We start from the raw sequence: 15,412 nt of genomic DNA on the forward strand, positions 1-15,412 counted from the left end.
TACCATTTGGTTTTTAGAGAGCACAACTTCCTCCTGATACTTGTTATTCCCTTTTTCAAGGCTATTCATTACCAATCCAACTGCCGTAGCATATACCGGACTGGTGGTTTCTGAATCATTATTCCCGGCCAGATGTTCGTTAGGATATCCTATTCTGGTATCCATTCCCGTAATATATTCTACCAGTTGCTTGAGATGCTTCAACTGAGCACCACCTCCGGTAAGAACAATTCCAGCGATCAATTTTTTCTTTTGCTCATCATGACCGTAATTCTTGATCTCCAGGTAAACCTGGTCGATGATCTCTACTACTCGTGCGTGGATAATCTTGGAGAGATTCTTCAAAGTGATCTCCTTCGGCTCCCTTCCACGTAAACCTGGGATAGAAACGATCTCATTATCCTTGTTCTCACCCGGCCAAGCAGACCCAAATTTGATCTTGAGCAATTCTGCCTGCTTTTCAATAATTGAACATCCTTCCTTAATATCTTCAGTAATCACATTTCCACCGAAAGGAATTACCGCGGTATGTCTGATGATTCCATCTTTAAAAATTGCAAGGTCTGTTGTACCACCACCTATATCGATAAGTGCCACACCTGCCTCTTTTTCCTCCTGGCTAAGAACTGCATTAGCTGAAGCCAGAGGTTCCAGGGTAACTGCTGAAAGTTCCAAACCGGCGCTTTTCACGCATCGACCAATATTTCTTATGGAAGAAACCTGTCCCACAACTACATGAAAGTTGGCTTCCAGTCTTCCACCGTACATCCCGATAGGTTCTTTGATCTCCGCCTGCCCGTCTACTTTAAATTCCTGCGGAAGCACATGAATGATCTCTTCTCCCGGCAACATAACCAGTTTATGAACCTGGTTGCACAACGTATGAATGTCTTCAGAATCTATAACCTCATCAGGATTTTGCCTGGTAATATAATCACTATGCTGAAGGCTTCGAATATGCTGTCCTGCAATTCCAACTACCACTTCACTGATCTTTAAACCGCTATCGGCTTCTGCTTCCTGTATTGCCTGCTGGATAGACTGGATCGTCTGGGTGATATTATTCACCACTCCGCGATGTACGCCCAGGGACTTTGATTTTCCTATGCCTACGATCTCTACTTTTCCATACTCATTCTTGCGGCCGATCATAGCCACAATCTTGGTAGTTCCAATATCTAATCCTACTGCAATATCGTTCTGTTCCATAAACTATTTTTTCGTGCACACAACCTGATCTCCAAATTGTAGGTTCACTTTTTTGTAGGTATTTAATTTCTTATCCTTGGTAGCCTTTTTGTAAAAGGCCTTAAAATTGTTAAACTTGAGATCTATCTCCGTAGTATCTCCAAAATAAATTTGAAAATCATCCTCTCTAAGTTCTAAAGCATAGGCTTCAGCGTTTAAACGAGTAATTCCCGTTACATGTTTTCTTAGAAAATCATCATTCTGAATATAACTTACGATCCCGTAAACTTCAGCTACAGTACTTCCATCGAAACCGAACATTAACGGCACTCTAGCCGAGTAATATTCTGATAATGGCATGATCTCCCCATTTCTATCCAGGTAAAATGAAGAATTTCCAGCTACCCTGCCTATTGGCTTTCGCTGACTCACGGTCGCTTTCAGTTTTCCGTCGAGTGTTAGAAATACTTCTGCATTTTCAATCATGTCATGATCGTTCAGCATAGCCTCCACTCTATTCAAATCTAAAGTTTCTTTATCTATGCTCGAGACACTGTCGTTAGATTGTATTAACAATTTATTAACCACTTCCTCAGTGACATAGAGGTTCTCAGTCTCGGTAAAACTTACCTTGATATCGGTTAATTTTCTGTTCTTATGGCGATGTTCTGCAAAACCATAAAGCCCTCCTACTAGCAGGATTAAAATTAGAGGTTGTATAAACTTTAGACTACGCTTCATCCTGCAATGAATTTTGAACAGATTCAACTTCATCTCCAATATCGCCAGCGCCCATCATTACTACAACATCTGCATATTCAGACCTTATAGAATCAATAAGATCATGTTTGCTAACAAGTCTCTTGTAATCATTTTCTAATTGTTCCAGTAACCAGGCTGAAGTGATGCCTTCGATTGGGGTTTCTCGTGCAGGATAAATATCCATGAGAAAGACCTTGTCAAATTCTGAAAGGCTGGAGGCAAAATCTTCAGCGAAGTCACGGGTACGGCTAAACAAGTGGGGTTGAAAAACCGCAAGAACAATTTTATCGGGGTACATTGCACGAACCGCCTGATGTACTGCAGAAATCTCTGTAGGATGATGAGCATAGTCATCAATGAGCACCAGTTTATCGGTTTTAATCTTATAATTGAATCTACGTCTTACACCTTTAAAGGAATATAAAGCCCTGGCCAGATCGATGGTTGGGGATCCGTATTCGATCGCCATCGCCAGGGCTGTTATAGCATTCAGCAAATTATGATTGCCGGGTAGATTAAATCTTAAATTTTCTATTGTTTGAGATGGAGTCTTTAGATCAAAGACATAAGTACCATTCTCAATCTTTACGTTCTTAGCCGAATAATCACTAGCATCATTTATGCCAAGTGTAGTTCCGCTTAGAGATAATTTGTTATTTACGAATAAAGTGCCGTTTTCAGGTATTTTTGCTGCAAATTCATTAAACGATTTCTCCAGTTCTTCCTTACTTCCGTAGATGTCAAGATGATCTGCATCCATAGAGGTGATCGCAGCGATGTTAGGAGAAAGTCGAAGGAATGAGCGATCAAACTCATCTGCTTCTACAACTACGACCTCATCGCCCTGCATGATCAGGTTGGACTGAATATCTTCACTAATTCCGCCCAGGAATGCAGTTACTTTCGCACCAGTTTCTTTAAGCAAATGACCTAAAATAGCTGTTGTGGTAGTCTTTCCATGGGTACCGGCAACGGCCAGGCAGTATTTATTAGCGGTAACCATCCCCAGTAATTCAGATCTTTTCACAACCTGGAATGCTTCCTGCTGAAAATAACCAAACTGTTTATGATCCTTTGGAACGGCAGGAGTATACACCACGAGACTATTTTCCACATCCTCTAAAATATTTTGTGGAATAGTCTCAACCTCATCTGCATAACTAATAACAATCCCTTCCTGCTCCAGTTCTGCTGTAAGTTTTGAAGGTGTACGATCATAACCACAAACCTTTGCACCCTTCGCCTGGAAATATCTGGCGAGCGCACTCATCCCAATTCCACCGATACCGATGAAATAAAAATGTTCTATGTGATCAGGATTCTTCATTAGTTTCTTTCTACAAGCTTTTCTACTTCGTTTACAATGTCTGATGTTGCGTTGGGCAGAGCCAGTTGTTTTATATTTCTTGAAAATCTTTCCAGTCTTCTTTCATCTTTTAAAAAGCTGAAAAAGCATGGATCAAATTTTTCTGTAAGTTCATCTTCAGTAATCATTAATGCCGCATCATGATCTGTTACCGCCATGGCATTTTTCGCCTGATGATTTTCAGCAACATTCGGAGAAGGGATAAATAACACCGGTTTTCCTACTATGCATAATTCTGAAACGCTTCCAGCTCCAGCTCTTGAAATGATCACATCTGCAGCGGCATACGCCAGGTCCATACGATTGATATATTCTTTCGCCACCACCTTATCTGAAGCGTACTTCTTATAATCTGAATAATATAGTTTCCCAATTTGCCAGATCAATTGCACATTTTCCTGTTCGAATCTTTTCAAATAGGTTTCAATAAGTTTATTGATTCTTCTTGCTCCCAGGCTTCCGCCTAAAATTAAAACCGTTTTCTTTCCAGGCTTCAGTTTAAAGTATTCCTGCGCTTCCTGCCTTAGTGTATTCACCTTTAGTAAATCCTGTCTTACAGGGTTCCCCGTGATGACAGTTTTTTCCGCAGGGAAAAAATCTTTTACCTTCTCATAGGCTGCACAGATAACACTTGCATTCTTGGCTAGTATTTTATTGGTGATACCTGGAAGACTATTCTGTTCCTGTACCAGCGTAGGTATATTCCTGGAGATCGCTACACGCAGTAATGGTCCGCTGGCAAATCCGCCAGTTCCAATGACAACATCTGGCTTAAATCTCTTTACGATCTTTCTCGATTTTGAGATACTGCTGATTAACTTAAAAGGAAAAGATAAGTTTCTTAAACTTAAGGAACGATCGATCCCAGTGATCCACAGGCCTTCGATCTTATAACCAGCCTGAGGTACCTTCTCCATTTCCATACGGTCCTTTGCACCTACGAATAATATTTCAGCTTCTGGATGACGACTTTTGATCTCATCTGCAATAGCGATCGCAGGATAGATATGTCCACCTGTTCCGCCACCTGATAATATAACTCGCATGTTCTTCTTCATATCGCTTCACTCAAAATATCCAAAGGATTCTCTTCCTCACCATTAAGGCTTTCATTTTCGAATTCTTTAATTTCTTCTCTTCTAGCACTTACACTCAGTATAATTCCAAGTGCGATGCAGGTCATCCAGATAGAAGTTCCCCCACTACTCACCAGAGGCAAGGTTTGTCCCGTAACCGGAAATAATTCCACCGCAACACCCATATTAATCAGCGCCTGGAAAACTATAGGTAACCCTACGCCCATTACCACCAGTTTACCAAATATGCTGCTTGCTTTTGTAGCAACAATGACAATCCTGAATAACAGAAGCAAGTAAGCCAACATAACTCCGAAAGCCCCTATTAATCCCATTTCCTCCACGATTATCGCGTAAATGAAATCTGAAGAAGATTGGGGTAAAAAATTTCTTTGCACACTTTTACCAATTCCAGTTCCTGTAATACCACCCTGAGCGATCGCAATTTTAGCTTTCTCTACCTGATATTGTTCATCTGCTTCCTCTCCATCGAAAAAGGTTTCAATTCGGCTGGACCAGGTATCGACCCTGTTGGGTAACAAACCTGGAAAAGCTTTAGCTGTAAGCACGAAAATACCCAGCGTTACTATACCAACACCAACAATTGCTGATAGGTATTTAATAGGGTAACCTCCTAAGAACATCAGTATCAGCGTCATGACAAAAATGATCGCTGTTGTGGAGAAATTGGCCGGCAAAATTAGCACTAATACTGCGAATACAGGCGCCCATAGCGGAATTATTGTCTCCTTAAATGTTACTTTTTTCTCGGTGACCTTGGAGAGATATCTGGCAACATAAACCATCAAAACGACAGAAGCCAGAGTTGAAGACTGGAAGGATACATTTAATACCGGGATACGTATCCACCTACTGGCATAGGCACCGTCAATAGTAGTTCCCTGAGCAATGGTGAAAATCAACAAAACAATTACTATAGGAAGTAGCAAAATACTTATTCCACGAAAGTAATGATAAGGTATTTTATGCACCGCGAATAATAGGCAAAAACCAAGTAGCAAATGAAAAAAGTGCATGATAAGAAATCCGGTAGTACTACCATCTCCATGGAGATAGGCCAGGTTACTACTGGCACTGTACACCGGTAAAAAGGAAAAGATCGCCAGCAAAGCTGCTACCGCCCAGATCACTTTATCACCTTTTAAATTTGTAAATACGTTGCTCATTATACGATATTCAATACTTTTATTAATGCTTATAGATTACGCACGGCATTCTTAAACTGTCTGCCTCTGTCCTCATAATTTTCGAATAGATCGAAACTTGCACATGCCGGAGACAACAATACATTATCACCTTTATCTGCCAGCCTGTATGCCATCTTAACCGCCTCATCCATAGATCCGGTTTCTACCAGATTCTCCACGATGTTTCCAAAAGCTCTTTTAATTTTCTCATTGTCAACTCCCAAACAAATGATTGCTTTCACTTTTTCGTTCACTAAAGGAAGCAGGTCATCATAAACATTGCCTTTATCCACGCCTCCAAGGATCCATACCGTTTCAGATTCCATACTTTCCAATGCGTAATAAGTTGCATTTACATTGGTCGCTTTGGAATCGTTGATATACATCACATTGTTGATCTTTAGCACCTTTTCAAGACGATGTTCCACACCCTGAAAATTAGCCATGCTTTCTCTAATAGTCTGCTTTCTAATTCTTAGCAATTGAGAAACGGTAGCCGCAGCCATTGCATTCTTGGTGTTGTGTTTGCCCTGTAGGGATATATCTGATGTTGACATAGTAAACTCGGTATTATTTATTTTTATAACAATGTTTTTATCTTCTAGATAAGCGCCGTTTTCAAGTTTTTGTTCCATTGAAAATGGTAGCTTTTGTGCTTTCACAGGGTTTTTCTCAAGCCATTCTGTGATCACTCGATCATCTGCATCATAGATGAAATAATCTTCGGCTGTTTGATTCTTTGTAATTCTAAATTTTGATTCTATATAATTTTCAAATTTGTAATCATAGCGATCTAAATGATCTGGCGTAATGTTTGTTAAAATGGCGATATGCGGTTTGAAATCTTCGATTCCATCCAGCTGAAAACTGGATAATTCAAGAACGAACCAATCATTCTCGTCTTCAGCAACCATTTTCGCATAGCTGTTTCCGATATTTCCACCCATTCCTGAATTCACCTCGCCACTCTTCAGTAAATGCTGTATCAGGTTGGTCACTGTTGTTTTACCGTTGCTTCCTGTAATCCCTATCACGGGAGTTTCAGAAAACCAGGAAGCAAATTCAATTTCTGATATAACTGGAATATCATTCTTCCGAAGTTTCACAACAAGTGCGGCAGTATCAGGAATACCAGGGCTTTTCATCACCACATTCGCATTCAGAATTTTTTCTTCTGAATGTTTCTCATCTTCCCAATTAATCTCCAGTTTTGTAAGAACATCCCGGTACTTATCCTTGATCCTTCCTTGATCTGAAAGAAAAACCTCGTAGCCCTTCTCTTTACCAAGAATTGCCGTACCAACTCCACTTTCTCCACCTCCAAGTATGACCAGTCTTTCCATCCTAGCGTACTTTTAAGGTGACAATTGTAAGTATCGCCAGGAAAATTCCAATAATCCAGAATCTAACTACGATCTTACTTTCATGTCTGCCTTTTTTCTGATAATGATGATGAAGAGGCGACATCAAAAAAATCCTTCTTCCCTCACCATATTTTCTTTTAGTCCATTTGAACCAACCTACCTGTAGTACTACTGAAAGATTTTCCACCAGGAAAATTCCACATAGTAATGGTATTAGCAATTCCTTTCTAGTGGCGATCGCAAGAACTGCGATAATTCCTCCAATAGTCAAACTTCCAGTATCTCCCATAAAAACCTGGGCTGGATATGTGTTATACCAAAGGAAACCGACTAAAGCACCGGCAAAAGCCGTTATAAAAATCGTCATCTCTCCAGATCGTGGGATGTACATTATATTCAGGTAATCTGAAAATATGATGTTACCCGAAACCCAGGCGAAGATTCCCAGTGTTAGCACGATAATAGCCGATGATCCAGCGGCAAGTCCATCGATACCATCAGTAAGGTTCGCACCATTAGACACTGCCGTTACGATAAAGATCACGATAGGTATAAATATTAGCCACGCATAGTTTACCAGGTCTGCATCTATCCAGCTTATTAAACTGGAGTATTCAAATTCGTTGTCCTTAACAAACGGAATAGTTGTACTGGTATCCTTTACTTCCGGCCCCATATCCACAACCTCAGCTCTGGCAATCACATTTTCAGTAGGATTGGTTTCGGTCATTACTTCCTTTGTAGTTATCTGTGGATGAAAATACATGGTACATCCTACGATAAGACCAAGTCCAATCTGGCCTATTACTTTAAAGATTCCCTTTAATCCTTCTTTATCCTTCTTAAATGTCTTGATATAATCATCCAGGAACCCGATCGCACCCATCCAAAGTGTGGTAATGATCAACAGAATGACATAAATATTTTCCAGCTTGGCGAACAATAAAACAGGGATTAGCGTCGCAACTATAATGATCACACCCCCCATGGTTGGTGTACCTGCCTTTTCCGTCTGACCTTTTAACCCAAGATCTCTAACGCTCTCACCTATTTGTTTAGCTCTCAGGTAATTGATAATATGTTTACCATAGATCGTAGAAATTCCCAGCGATAATATGATCGCCATTGCAGACCTGAATGACAGGAACTCAAATAACTGGGCTCCCGGCAGCTGATATCTATCTTCTAAAAATTTAAACAGGTAATACAGCATTATTTATCCAGAGTTTTTAGAAATTCCTTTACAATTTTGAGGTCATCAAAATCAAATCGTTCTCCGTTTACCTCCTGGTAGGTCTCATGACCTTTCCCGGCAATTAATATAATATCGTTGTTTGTAGCCATTTGGCAGGCAGTTCTAATTGCCTGTTTTCGGTTGGTTACACTCATTATCTTTTTGAAGTTCTGTGGCTCTACTCCTGCTTCCACATCCTCGATGATCTTATCTGGATCTTCGGTTCTTGGATTATCGCTGGTAAAGATCACTTTGGTACTTAAAGCAGACGCAATATGTCCCATTTTTGGTCTCTTAGTACTGTCTCTATCACCACCACAGCCTACCACCGTGATCAAATTCTCATTTCTTGTACGAATACTGTTGATGGTCTCCAATACATTCTTCAATGCATCGGGGGTATGTGCGTAGTCAACAATTGCTGTTACCTTCTCTTTTTCTGAAATTACATACTGAAACCTTCCACTAACCGAATTCAGTTCACTTATAATCCGAAGTGTTTCCAGGGTTTTTAAGCCTAATAATTCCGCAGTTGCATAAATCGCAAGAACATTGTAAGCGTTGAAAGTACCTATCAGTCTGGACCATAATTCCTGATCTCTTACTTTCAGAAGTAACCCTGTAAAGTTATTCTCAAGGATCTGAGCCTGGTAATCTGCATAGGACTTTAAAGCGTAACTGTATTTCTTCGCTTTTGTATTCTGAAGCATTATATCACCATTCTTATCATCGATATTGGTAAGTGCAAAAGCTGAAGCTGGCAATTCATCAAAAAACCTCTTTTTCACATCACGGTATTCTGCAAAGTCTTTGTGATAGTCAAGATGATCGTGCGAGAGATTCGTGAATATTCCGCCTTTAAATTTAAGAGCAGTCGTACGATGCTGATCAATTCCATGTGAACTCACTTCCATAAAGCAAAATTCTACCCCGGCATCGTTCATATCGCTTAGGTGAGAATTGATACTTATGGAATCTGGAGTCGTTCGAATGGCAGTACGTTCTTCATCTCCAACCATGATCTTTACGGTAGAAAGTAATCCGCATTTAAATCCAGCCTTGGTAAACAGGTCATATAGCAAAGTCGCAATGGTTGTTTTCCCATTGGTACCCGTAACTCCAACTAATTTTAAATTTTCGGAAGGATTCTCGTAATAATTAGCTGAAATATACGCCAGCGCTCTCTTGGAGTCTGCTACTTCAATATAAGTAACGCCATTTACTTTTTCCTTCGGAAGCTCCTCACATACAATAGCAAGTGCACCCTGATTTTCAGCATTTTTGATAAAGTCATGACCATCACTTAAGCTTCCTCGAATCGCGATGAAAACATCATTTAGAGAAACTTTTCTGGAATCAAAATGAATATCACGAATGGTCACCCCGGTATCTCCGGAAACCGACTTAATATTCACCTTATAGAGTATGTCTTTTAAAACCTGCATTAACTCAATTCAAGATTTACGATGGCGTTATTATCTATTTTTTTTCCTGCTGAAACAGACTGTCTTTTCACTACACCCTTTCCATTTAATCTAACCTGTATTCCAAGATTCTCCAGGATGGAGATCGCATCCATTGCCGGCATTCCGGTAACATCTGGCATCAGCATTTTTTCATCCTGTATGCTTGCGTAGTAAGTGTCATAGTCGGCTTGAATATCCTCGTCTTCAAAATCAAGATTTTCGAGCTCATCCATCACTGGTGTATCGGTATAAATCTTCCTGGCGATATCTTTAAAAACCGGTGCCGCTACGATATTTCCGTAATATCCTTTTCTTCTGTTTGGCTTATGAATCACTACGATACAGGAGTATTTAGGATCTTCCGCAGGAAAATATCCGGCGAATGAAGCTATATATCTACCAGGTTCTATCCAGTATTCAGTCTGGCATGTTCCCGTCTTACCAGCCATCGAAAAGTTTTCAGTATAGATATTGGCAGCTGTGCCGCGCTCAACCGTATTCTTCATCATCTCACGAACCTTGGCAGCAGTTTCTGGAGAACAGATAGATGGGTTCATCACCTGCTTATCCATAGTTATAATAGACTTGTCCCGATCTTTCACCGCCTTAATAAATCGCGGCTTTATCATTTCACCATCATTTGCGATCGCGTTGTAAAAAGTTAGCGTTTGCAAAGGCGTAATTGCCACCCCATAACCAAAAGCCATCCAGGGCAAGCTTAAGCCATTCCATGATTTGTCCTGAGGGTGAGGAATTCGGGGAGAGCCCTCACCTTTAATTTCAAGACCAATCTTATCATTGAGACCCATGTCGTATAATCTGTCCACAAATTTCGACGGATCATTTTTATAGCCTTCAGTGATCATTTTGGTAAATGCGGTGTTCGAAGACAATTCAAATGCCTTCGCAACCGAAATTTCACCATAACCACCATGATGTGAATCACGTACAGGGCGACCGTAAAACCGCACCACACCTTTTTCTGTATCAATAACCTGGCTGGTATCCACTACCTCATCCTCGAGTGCAGCCACCATCGCCATTAATTTAAAAGTAGATCCAGGTTCGTGGGCCTCGTAAACTGCGTAATTTCTTTTTTCGAAATAAGTACCGTCTTCTGTACGTCCCAGATTTGACATTGCTTTGATCTCACCAGTTGCGGTTTCCATAACCACTACAGTTCCATGATCTGCTTCAAAATATTCTAATTGTCGTAATAGTGAATGATGCGCGATATCCTGAATATTAACATCGATAGTAGAAATAACATCATAACCATCTTTTGGCTCCATTTCGTTATTATCACTAATAGGTTTCCATTGTCCTTTGGCGATCTTCTGCTTTAAACGACGACCATCTGTTCCTCGCAGGTAGTTACTAAATGCGCCTTCCAGACCAACGCGAGTAAAATACCCATTCTCATCTCTACGCTCATAGCCTACGGTTCGTTCCCCCATTTTACCAAGTGGATGCTCTCTAACCGTGGTTTGTTCGGTGATCATTCCACCTTTAAAAGCACCGAGATTGAACATGGGGAAACTCTTGATCTTCATGTATTCTGAATATCCAAGATTCTTAGCGATCAATACGTAGCGCTGCTTGTTTGCGCGCGCTGTTCTTAATTTCTGGGAATAATAAGAAGCAGAACGTCCTAGCATTTTGGAAAGTTTAGCGGACAACTCTCCTATGTTCTCTTCAAAATTTTTGTCTGAAACAGTTACAGCATCAAATCGAATGTCATATTTGGGAACTGAAGTAGCCAGTAGATTTCCATTAGAATCATAAAGATTCCCACGATTCGCAGGAATTTTGAAATTTCTTAGAGTGCGCTCTTCCGCAAGACTTTTGTAATGTTCACCATGAACAAACTGAATATTTAGCAATTTCACCCCTACCGCAATTGCGAAGAGGAACAGGCAGCCGGCCACGAAATACATACGATTCAGGATGCTTTTTTCTGTTGTTGCCATTTAAGGTTTATTCTTTTATGATAACTCTAATTTTGTTCGGTGGCGTATCAGACGGCCCAATACCTTTACCCGACATAGATTCGGTGATAGTGGATTCCATTTTGATCTTCATTAGATCTGATCTTCGTTCAATATGCTCACTTCTCAACTCCTTGACTTCTGTGCTCAATCTTGCGATCTGGTGCACCTTCTTTTCTGCATTGTGAGAACTGGCGATCATGATAATTGCCAGAACGGTACAGTAAACGATGAACCGCCAGTTTTTTACAGCATCTTCGCTAATAAGAAAATTAGCCTTAAGTATATTGTAAAACCCTTTCTTCATAATTCTTAAAGCTTACGCGCCACTCTTAATTTGGCACTTCTCGCCCTGTTATTTTGTTTTATTTCATCTCTCGATGGAATGATGAGTCCGCTGGTTTTTCTGAACGGAACATCTATATTGCCATACATGTCTTTCTCTGGTTCTCCCTCAAACAATCCACTCCTTATATATCGCTTCACCAACCTGTCTTCAAGAGAGTGGTATGAGATCAAACTCAACCTTCCGTCTTTCCGGATCACCGCTTCAGTTTGCTGAAGAAATTCTTTGAGCACTTCAATTTCCTGATTTACTTCTATACGAATTGCCTGATAGATCTGTGCTAGTATCTTATTTTCCTTTCCGCGGAATAAATGCGGCTTCAATAGATCCTTTAGCTGCTCACTGGTTTCTATAGCTCCGTTCTTTCTTTCTTCCACGATGGTACGGGCAAGTTTGGGTGCGTTTTTCAAATCTGCATACGCATAGAATAACTTCTTTAGTTGCTCCTCTTCGTATTCATTAATGACTTCATATGCACTTAACTTATCTCCCTGGTTCATTCTCATATCCAGCCTGGCATCGAATCTGGTTGAAAACCCTCTTTCAGCTTCATTGAACTGATGCGAGGAAACACCAAAATCACCTAGAATTCCATCAACTTCCTTAACACCATAGAATCTTAGAAATCTCTTCAGAAATCTGAAATTTTCATTAATAAGTGTAAAACGCTCATCATCTATCTTATTCTCCAACGCGTCCTTGTCCTGGTCGAAGGCATATAATTTCCCCGAAGGTCCAAGCCTGCTTAGAATCTCCCTGGAATGACCACCACCTCCAAAAGTTACATCTACATACACTCCATCTGGCTGGATATTCAAGCCATCAACAGATTCCTTCAAAAGAACAGGATTATGATAGTCCATCAATATCGTCGTTACCCATCACTTCTTCAGCAAGACTTGCAAAGTCATCATCTGAAGAACCTTCAATGGCGTTTTCATATTTATCTTTATCCCATATCTCTACGATGTTAATCGCAGACGAGAGGACGATCTCCTTCTCAATACCGGCGAAACCTATTAGGTCCTTCGGAATTAAGAGACGACCATTCGAGTCCACTTCCACTGTCTTAACACCGGCAGTAAACCTTCTTATAAAATCATTGTTTTGCTTTTTAAACCTGTTCAGTTTATTGATCTTCGCCATCATTATATTCCATTGTTCCATAGGATACAATTCCAGACAAGGCTGAAAAACTGACCTTTTAATCACGAAACCTTCCTGCAACATTGGAGACAATTGCTTTTTCAATGCTGAAGGAACCATTAACCGGCCCTTAGCATCTACTTTACATTCGTATGTCCCAATGAGATTTACCACGCTTTGACTTTATAAAGTCAAATATATTGAAAATAATACCACATTTTACCACTTTCTACCACAATGTTGATAAGTTTTACCACCGTATGTGATTGAAAACCTACGAAATAGCTCTATTTCCTTATTATTCAGACTCTTGAAAATTCGTGGGAAAAAATGGAGCAATTAGTTTAGTTTTTAGCTGAAATCTTATATTCCCACTTACCAGAAATGAGTTTGCAGTTAATCAAAAATGATTATACTTGTATCGAAATCGCTATATTTGCGATTGCTAACCGCAAAGGCTATCAATGAAAGATCACTTAAGGCAGGAGGGGAAATTCACATATCTAGAAAAAGGCGAAGGCACCCCGATTGTTATTCTTCACGGACTTATGGGAGGCCTAAGTAATTTTGACGGAGTTGTAAGTTACTTTCCGGAAAATGGCTATAAGGTGTTAATCCCGGAATTACCACTTTATTCAATGTCTCTTCTCAAGACCAGTGTAGGTACGTTCGCCAAATATCTAAAGGAATTTCTGGACCATAAAGGCTACCAAAAAGTAATTCTGCTTGGTAATTCCCTTGGAGGTCATATCGCATTGCTGGCTACTAAAATGTTTCCTGAAAGTGTAGAAGCCCTGGTTATCACTGGTAGTTCTGGATTATATGAAAACGCCATGGGCGAGAGTTATCCAAGACGTGGTGATTACGAATTTATCAAGAAAAAAGCTGAAGCCGTTTTTTACGATCCTCAGGTTGCAACTAAGGAAATCGTGGACGAAGTATATGAAACAGTAAGTGATCGAAATAAACTGGTAAAGACACTGGCTATTGCCAAGAGCGCAATTCGACACAATATGGCGAAAGATCTCCCAAAGATGCAAACGCCTACCTGTATTATCTGGGGGAAAAATGACACTGTCACTCCTCCTGAAGTTGCTGAGGATTTCCAGAGATTATTACCAGATTCAGATCTGTACTGGATCGATCAATGCGGCCATGCCGCTATGATGGAGCATCCCCAGGAATTCAATGAAGTGCTTCACGCATGGCTTAAAGAAAGAGCTATCTAAAAATCTTTTATTATGAAGATCAAAACTGCAGAATTCGTTATAAGCAATTCCAAAGTTGATCATTGCCCAAACAGCTCCCTGCCGGAATATGCATTCATTGGCCGTAGTAATGTTGGAAAATCGTCACTTATCAATATGCTTACGGGCAGAAAGGCTCTGGCAAAAACTTCAGCGAAACCTGGAAAAACCCAGTTGATCAATCATTTTTTGATCAACAAGAACTGGCACCTGGTGGATCTACCGGGATATGGTTATGCCCAGGTCTCAAAATCTACTAAAAAAGTATTTCAGAAATTCATTACTGCATATTTCGAACAGCGTAAACAAATGGTGTGCGCATTTGTTCTTATTGATTCAAGACATTCCCCTCAACCTATAGATATGGAGTTTATGCAGTGGATGGGAGAAAACGCGATTCCATTCTGTATCATTTTCACTAAAGCTGATAAGCTTAAACCGAAGGTTCTTGACAAGCATATTGCTAACTATAAGGCTGAAATGCTGGAAACCTGGGAAGAGATGCCGGAATTTTTTATTACTTCAGCATCTGCAGGTTTAGGAAAAGATGAAGTACTGGATTATATTGAAAGTATCAATGAACAGTTGAATAATAAATAGAGTTTAGGCGGAATGAAATACCTAATTCTCATTAGTATTTTCATTAGTTTTCAAACTAATTTACTTGCTCAAAAAGTAGACAGAACCAAAGATATTTTCATTGATGCGGAAGGTAAATCCATAAGTCAGCAAAAATTCAGAGAACAATGGAGAAAGAGTTCAAGATGGGATTCGATAAATAGCAATAACATTCGAGTCAATACACTAAATAAAAATTTATTTCTAGGGTTTGATTCAGATCAGGGAACTATAGTTACTGAATTATCTAAGATCACTGGAAAGACCTTTAAGACAAACGCCCCTATTTTACTTGTTTTTAAATTCAAAGGAGACCTCTGTACCAGTTCACATCCAGAGGAGAAGTGGAGTAAAAGTCGCATTCGAAGACGCAAAAGATTTTTAAAACCATTCTGGGAACAAC

At 40.0% G+C, this 15,412-nt stretch carries 15 protein-coding genes; 3 read left to right on the plus strand and 12 right to left on the minus strand.

From position 1 onward, the window contains the following. The 12 genes from ftsA to mraZ all read right to left on the minus strand — a co-directional run. On the minus strand, positions 1-1,209 hold a 1,209-nt coding region (gene ftsA, locus ACNI3T_RS04130; RefSeq protein ID WP_417920750.1), incomplete at its 3' end, for a cell division protein FtsA. Between the two features lie 3 nt (positions 1,210-1,212). Further along, positions 1,213-1,929: a cell division protein FtsQ/DivIB gene (locus ACNI3T_RS04135; protein ID WP_418226741.1), complete on the minus strand. Its 717-nt coding sequence runs from the start codon at positions 1,927-1,929 to the stop codon at positions 1,213-1,215. Further along, positions 1,919-3,277, minus strand: a complete 1,359-nt coding sequence (gene murC, locus ACNI3T_RS04140; RefSeq protein WP_418226742.1) for a UDP-N-acetylmuramate--L-alanine ligase — start codon at positions 3,275-3,277, stop codon at positions 1,919-1,921. The genes ACNI3T_RS04135 and murC overlap by 11 nt, the downstream gene beginning before the upstream one ends. Further along, positions 3,277-4,374, minus strand: a complete 1,098-nt coding sequence (murG, locus tag ACNI3T_RS04145) for an undecaprenyldiphospho-muramoylpentapeptide beta-N-acetylglucosaminyltransferase (protein ID WP_418226743.1) — start codon at positions 4,372-4,374, stop codon at positions 3,277-3,279. Before murG ends, murC begins: the two co-directional genes overlap by 1 nt. Further along, the gene (locus tag ACNI3T_RS04150; RefSeq protein WP_418226744.1) at positions 4,371-5,579 is read right to left on the minus strand and encodes an FtsW/RodA/SpoVE family cell cycle protein; all 1,209 of its coding nucleotides are present in this window, start codon (positions 5,577-5,579) and stop codon (positions 4,371-4,373) included. Before ACNI3T_RS04150 ends, murG begins: the two co-directional genes overlap by 4 nt. Positions 5,580-5,608: 29 nt before the next feature. Continuing rightward, positions 5,609-6,943 (minus strand): UDP-N-acetylmuramoyl-L-alanine--D-glutamate ligase, encoded by a 1,335-nt coding sequence (murD, locus tag ACNI3T_RS04155; RefSeq protein WP_418226745.1) that lies wholly within the window; start codon positions 6,941-6,943, stop codon positions 5,609-5,611. A 1-nt stretch (position 6,944) separates the two neighbouring features. Next, the gene (gene mraY, locus ACNI3T_RS04160; protein WP_418226746.1) at positions 6,945-8,177 is read right to left on the minus strand and encodes a phospho-N-acetylmuramoyl-pentapeptide-transferase; all 1,233 of its coding nucleotides are present in this window, start codon (positions 8,175-8,177) and stop codon (positions 6,945-6,947) included. Then, positions 8,177-9,643 (minus strand): UDP-N-acetylmuramoyl-L-alanyl-D-glutamate--2,6-diaminopimelate ligase, encoded by a 1,467-nt coding sequence (locus tag ACNI3T_RS04165; RefSeq protein ID WP_418226747.1) that lies wholly within the window; start codon positions 9,641-9,643, stop codon positions 8,177-8,179. The genes mraY and ACNI3T_RS04165 overlap by 1 nt, the downstream gene beginning before the upstream one ends. Continuing rightward, positions 9,643-11,634, minus strand: a complete 1,992-nt coding sequence (locus ACNI3T_RS04170) for a penicillin-binding protein (protein ID WP_418226748.1) — start codon at positions 11,632-11,634, stop codon at positions 9,643-9,645. Before ACNI3T_RS04170 ends, ACNI3T_RS04165 begins: the two co-directional genes overlap by 1 nt. Positions 11,635-11,641: 7 nt before the next feature. Continuing rightward, positions 11,642-11,959, minus strand: a complete 318-nt coding sequence (locus tag ACNI3T_RS04175; protein WP_141876881.1) for an FtsL-like putative cell division protein — start codon at positions 11,957-11,959, stop codon at positions 11,642-11,644. Between the two features lie 5 nt (positions 11,960-11,964). Further along, positions 11,965-12,861: a 16S rRNA (cytosine(1402)-N(4))-methyltransferase RsmH gene (rsmH, locus tag ACNI3T_RS04180; RefSeq protein WP_418226749.1), complete on the minus strand. Its 897-nt coding sequence runs from the start codon at positions 12,859-12,861 to the stop codon at positions 11,965-11,967. After that, entirely contained in the window at positions 12,848-13,318 is a 471-nt protein-coding gene (gene mraZ / locus ACNI3T_RS04185) for a division/cell wall cluster transcriptional repressor MraZ (RefSeq protein WP_418226750.1), read from the minus strand. The genes rsmH and mraZ overlap by 14 nt, the downstream gene beginning before the upstream one ends. 290 nt (positions 13,319-13,608) lie before the next feature. Between mraZ and ACNI3T_RS04190 the strand changes: the two genes are divergently transcribed. From ACNI3T_RS04190 to ACNI3T_RS04200, 3 genes are all read left to right on the plus strand, one after another. Beyond that, positions 13,609-14,373 carry an alpha/beta fold hydrolase gene (locus ACNI3T_RS04190; RefSeq protein ID WP_418226751.1) on the plus strand — a complete coding sequence of 255 codons (765 nt, stop codon included), beginning with the start codon at positions 13,609-13,611 and terminating at the stop codon, positions 14,371-14,373. A gap of 12 nt (positions 14,374-14,385) precedes the next feature. Further along, positions 14,386-14,991, plus strand: a complete 606-nt coding sequence (gene yihA, locus ACNI3T_RS04195) for a ribosome biogenesis GTP-binding protein YihA/YsxC (protein ID WP_418226752.1) — start codon at positions 14,386-14,388, stop codon at positions 14,989-14,991. Positions 14,992-15,003: 12 nt separating this feature from the next. Then, positions 15,004-15,412 (plus strand): hypothetical protein (locus ACNI3T_RS04200; protein WP_418226753.1); only part of this gene is annotated, 409 nt, incomplete at its 3' end.

This window comes from Christiangramia qingdaonensis (assembly GCF_048381525.1).
Classification (GTDB): Bacteria; Bacteroidota; Bacteroidia; order Flavobacteriales; family Flavobacteriaceae; genus Christiangramia.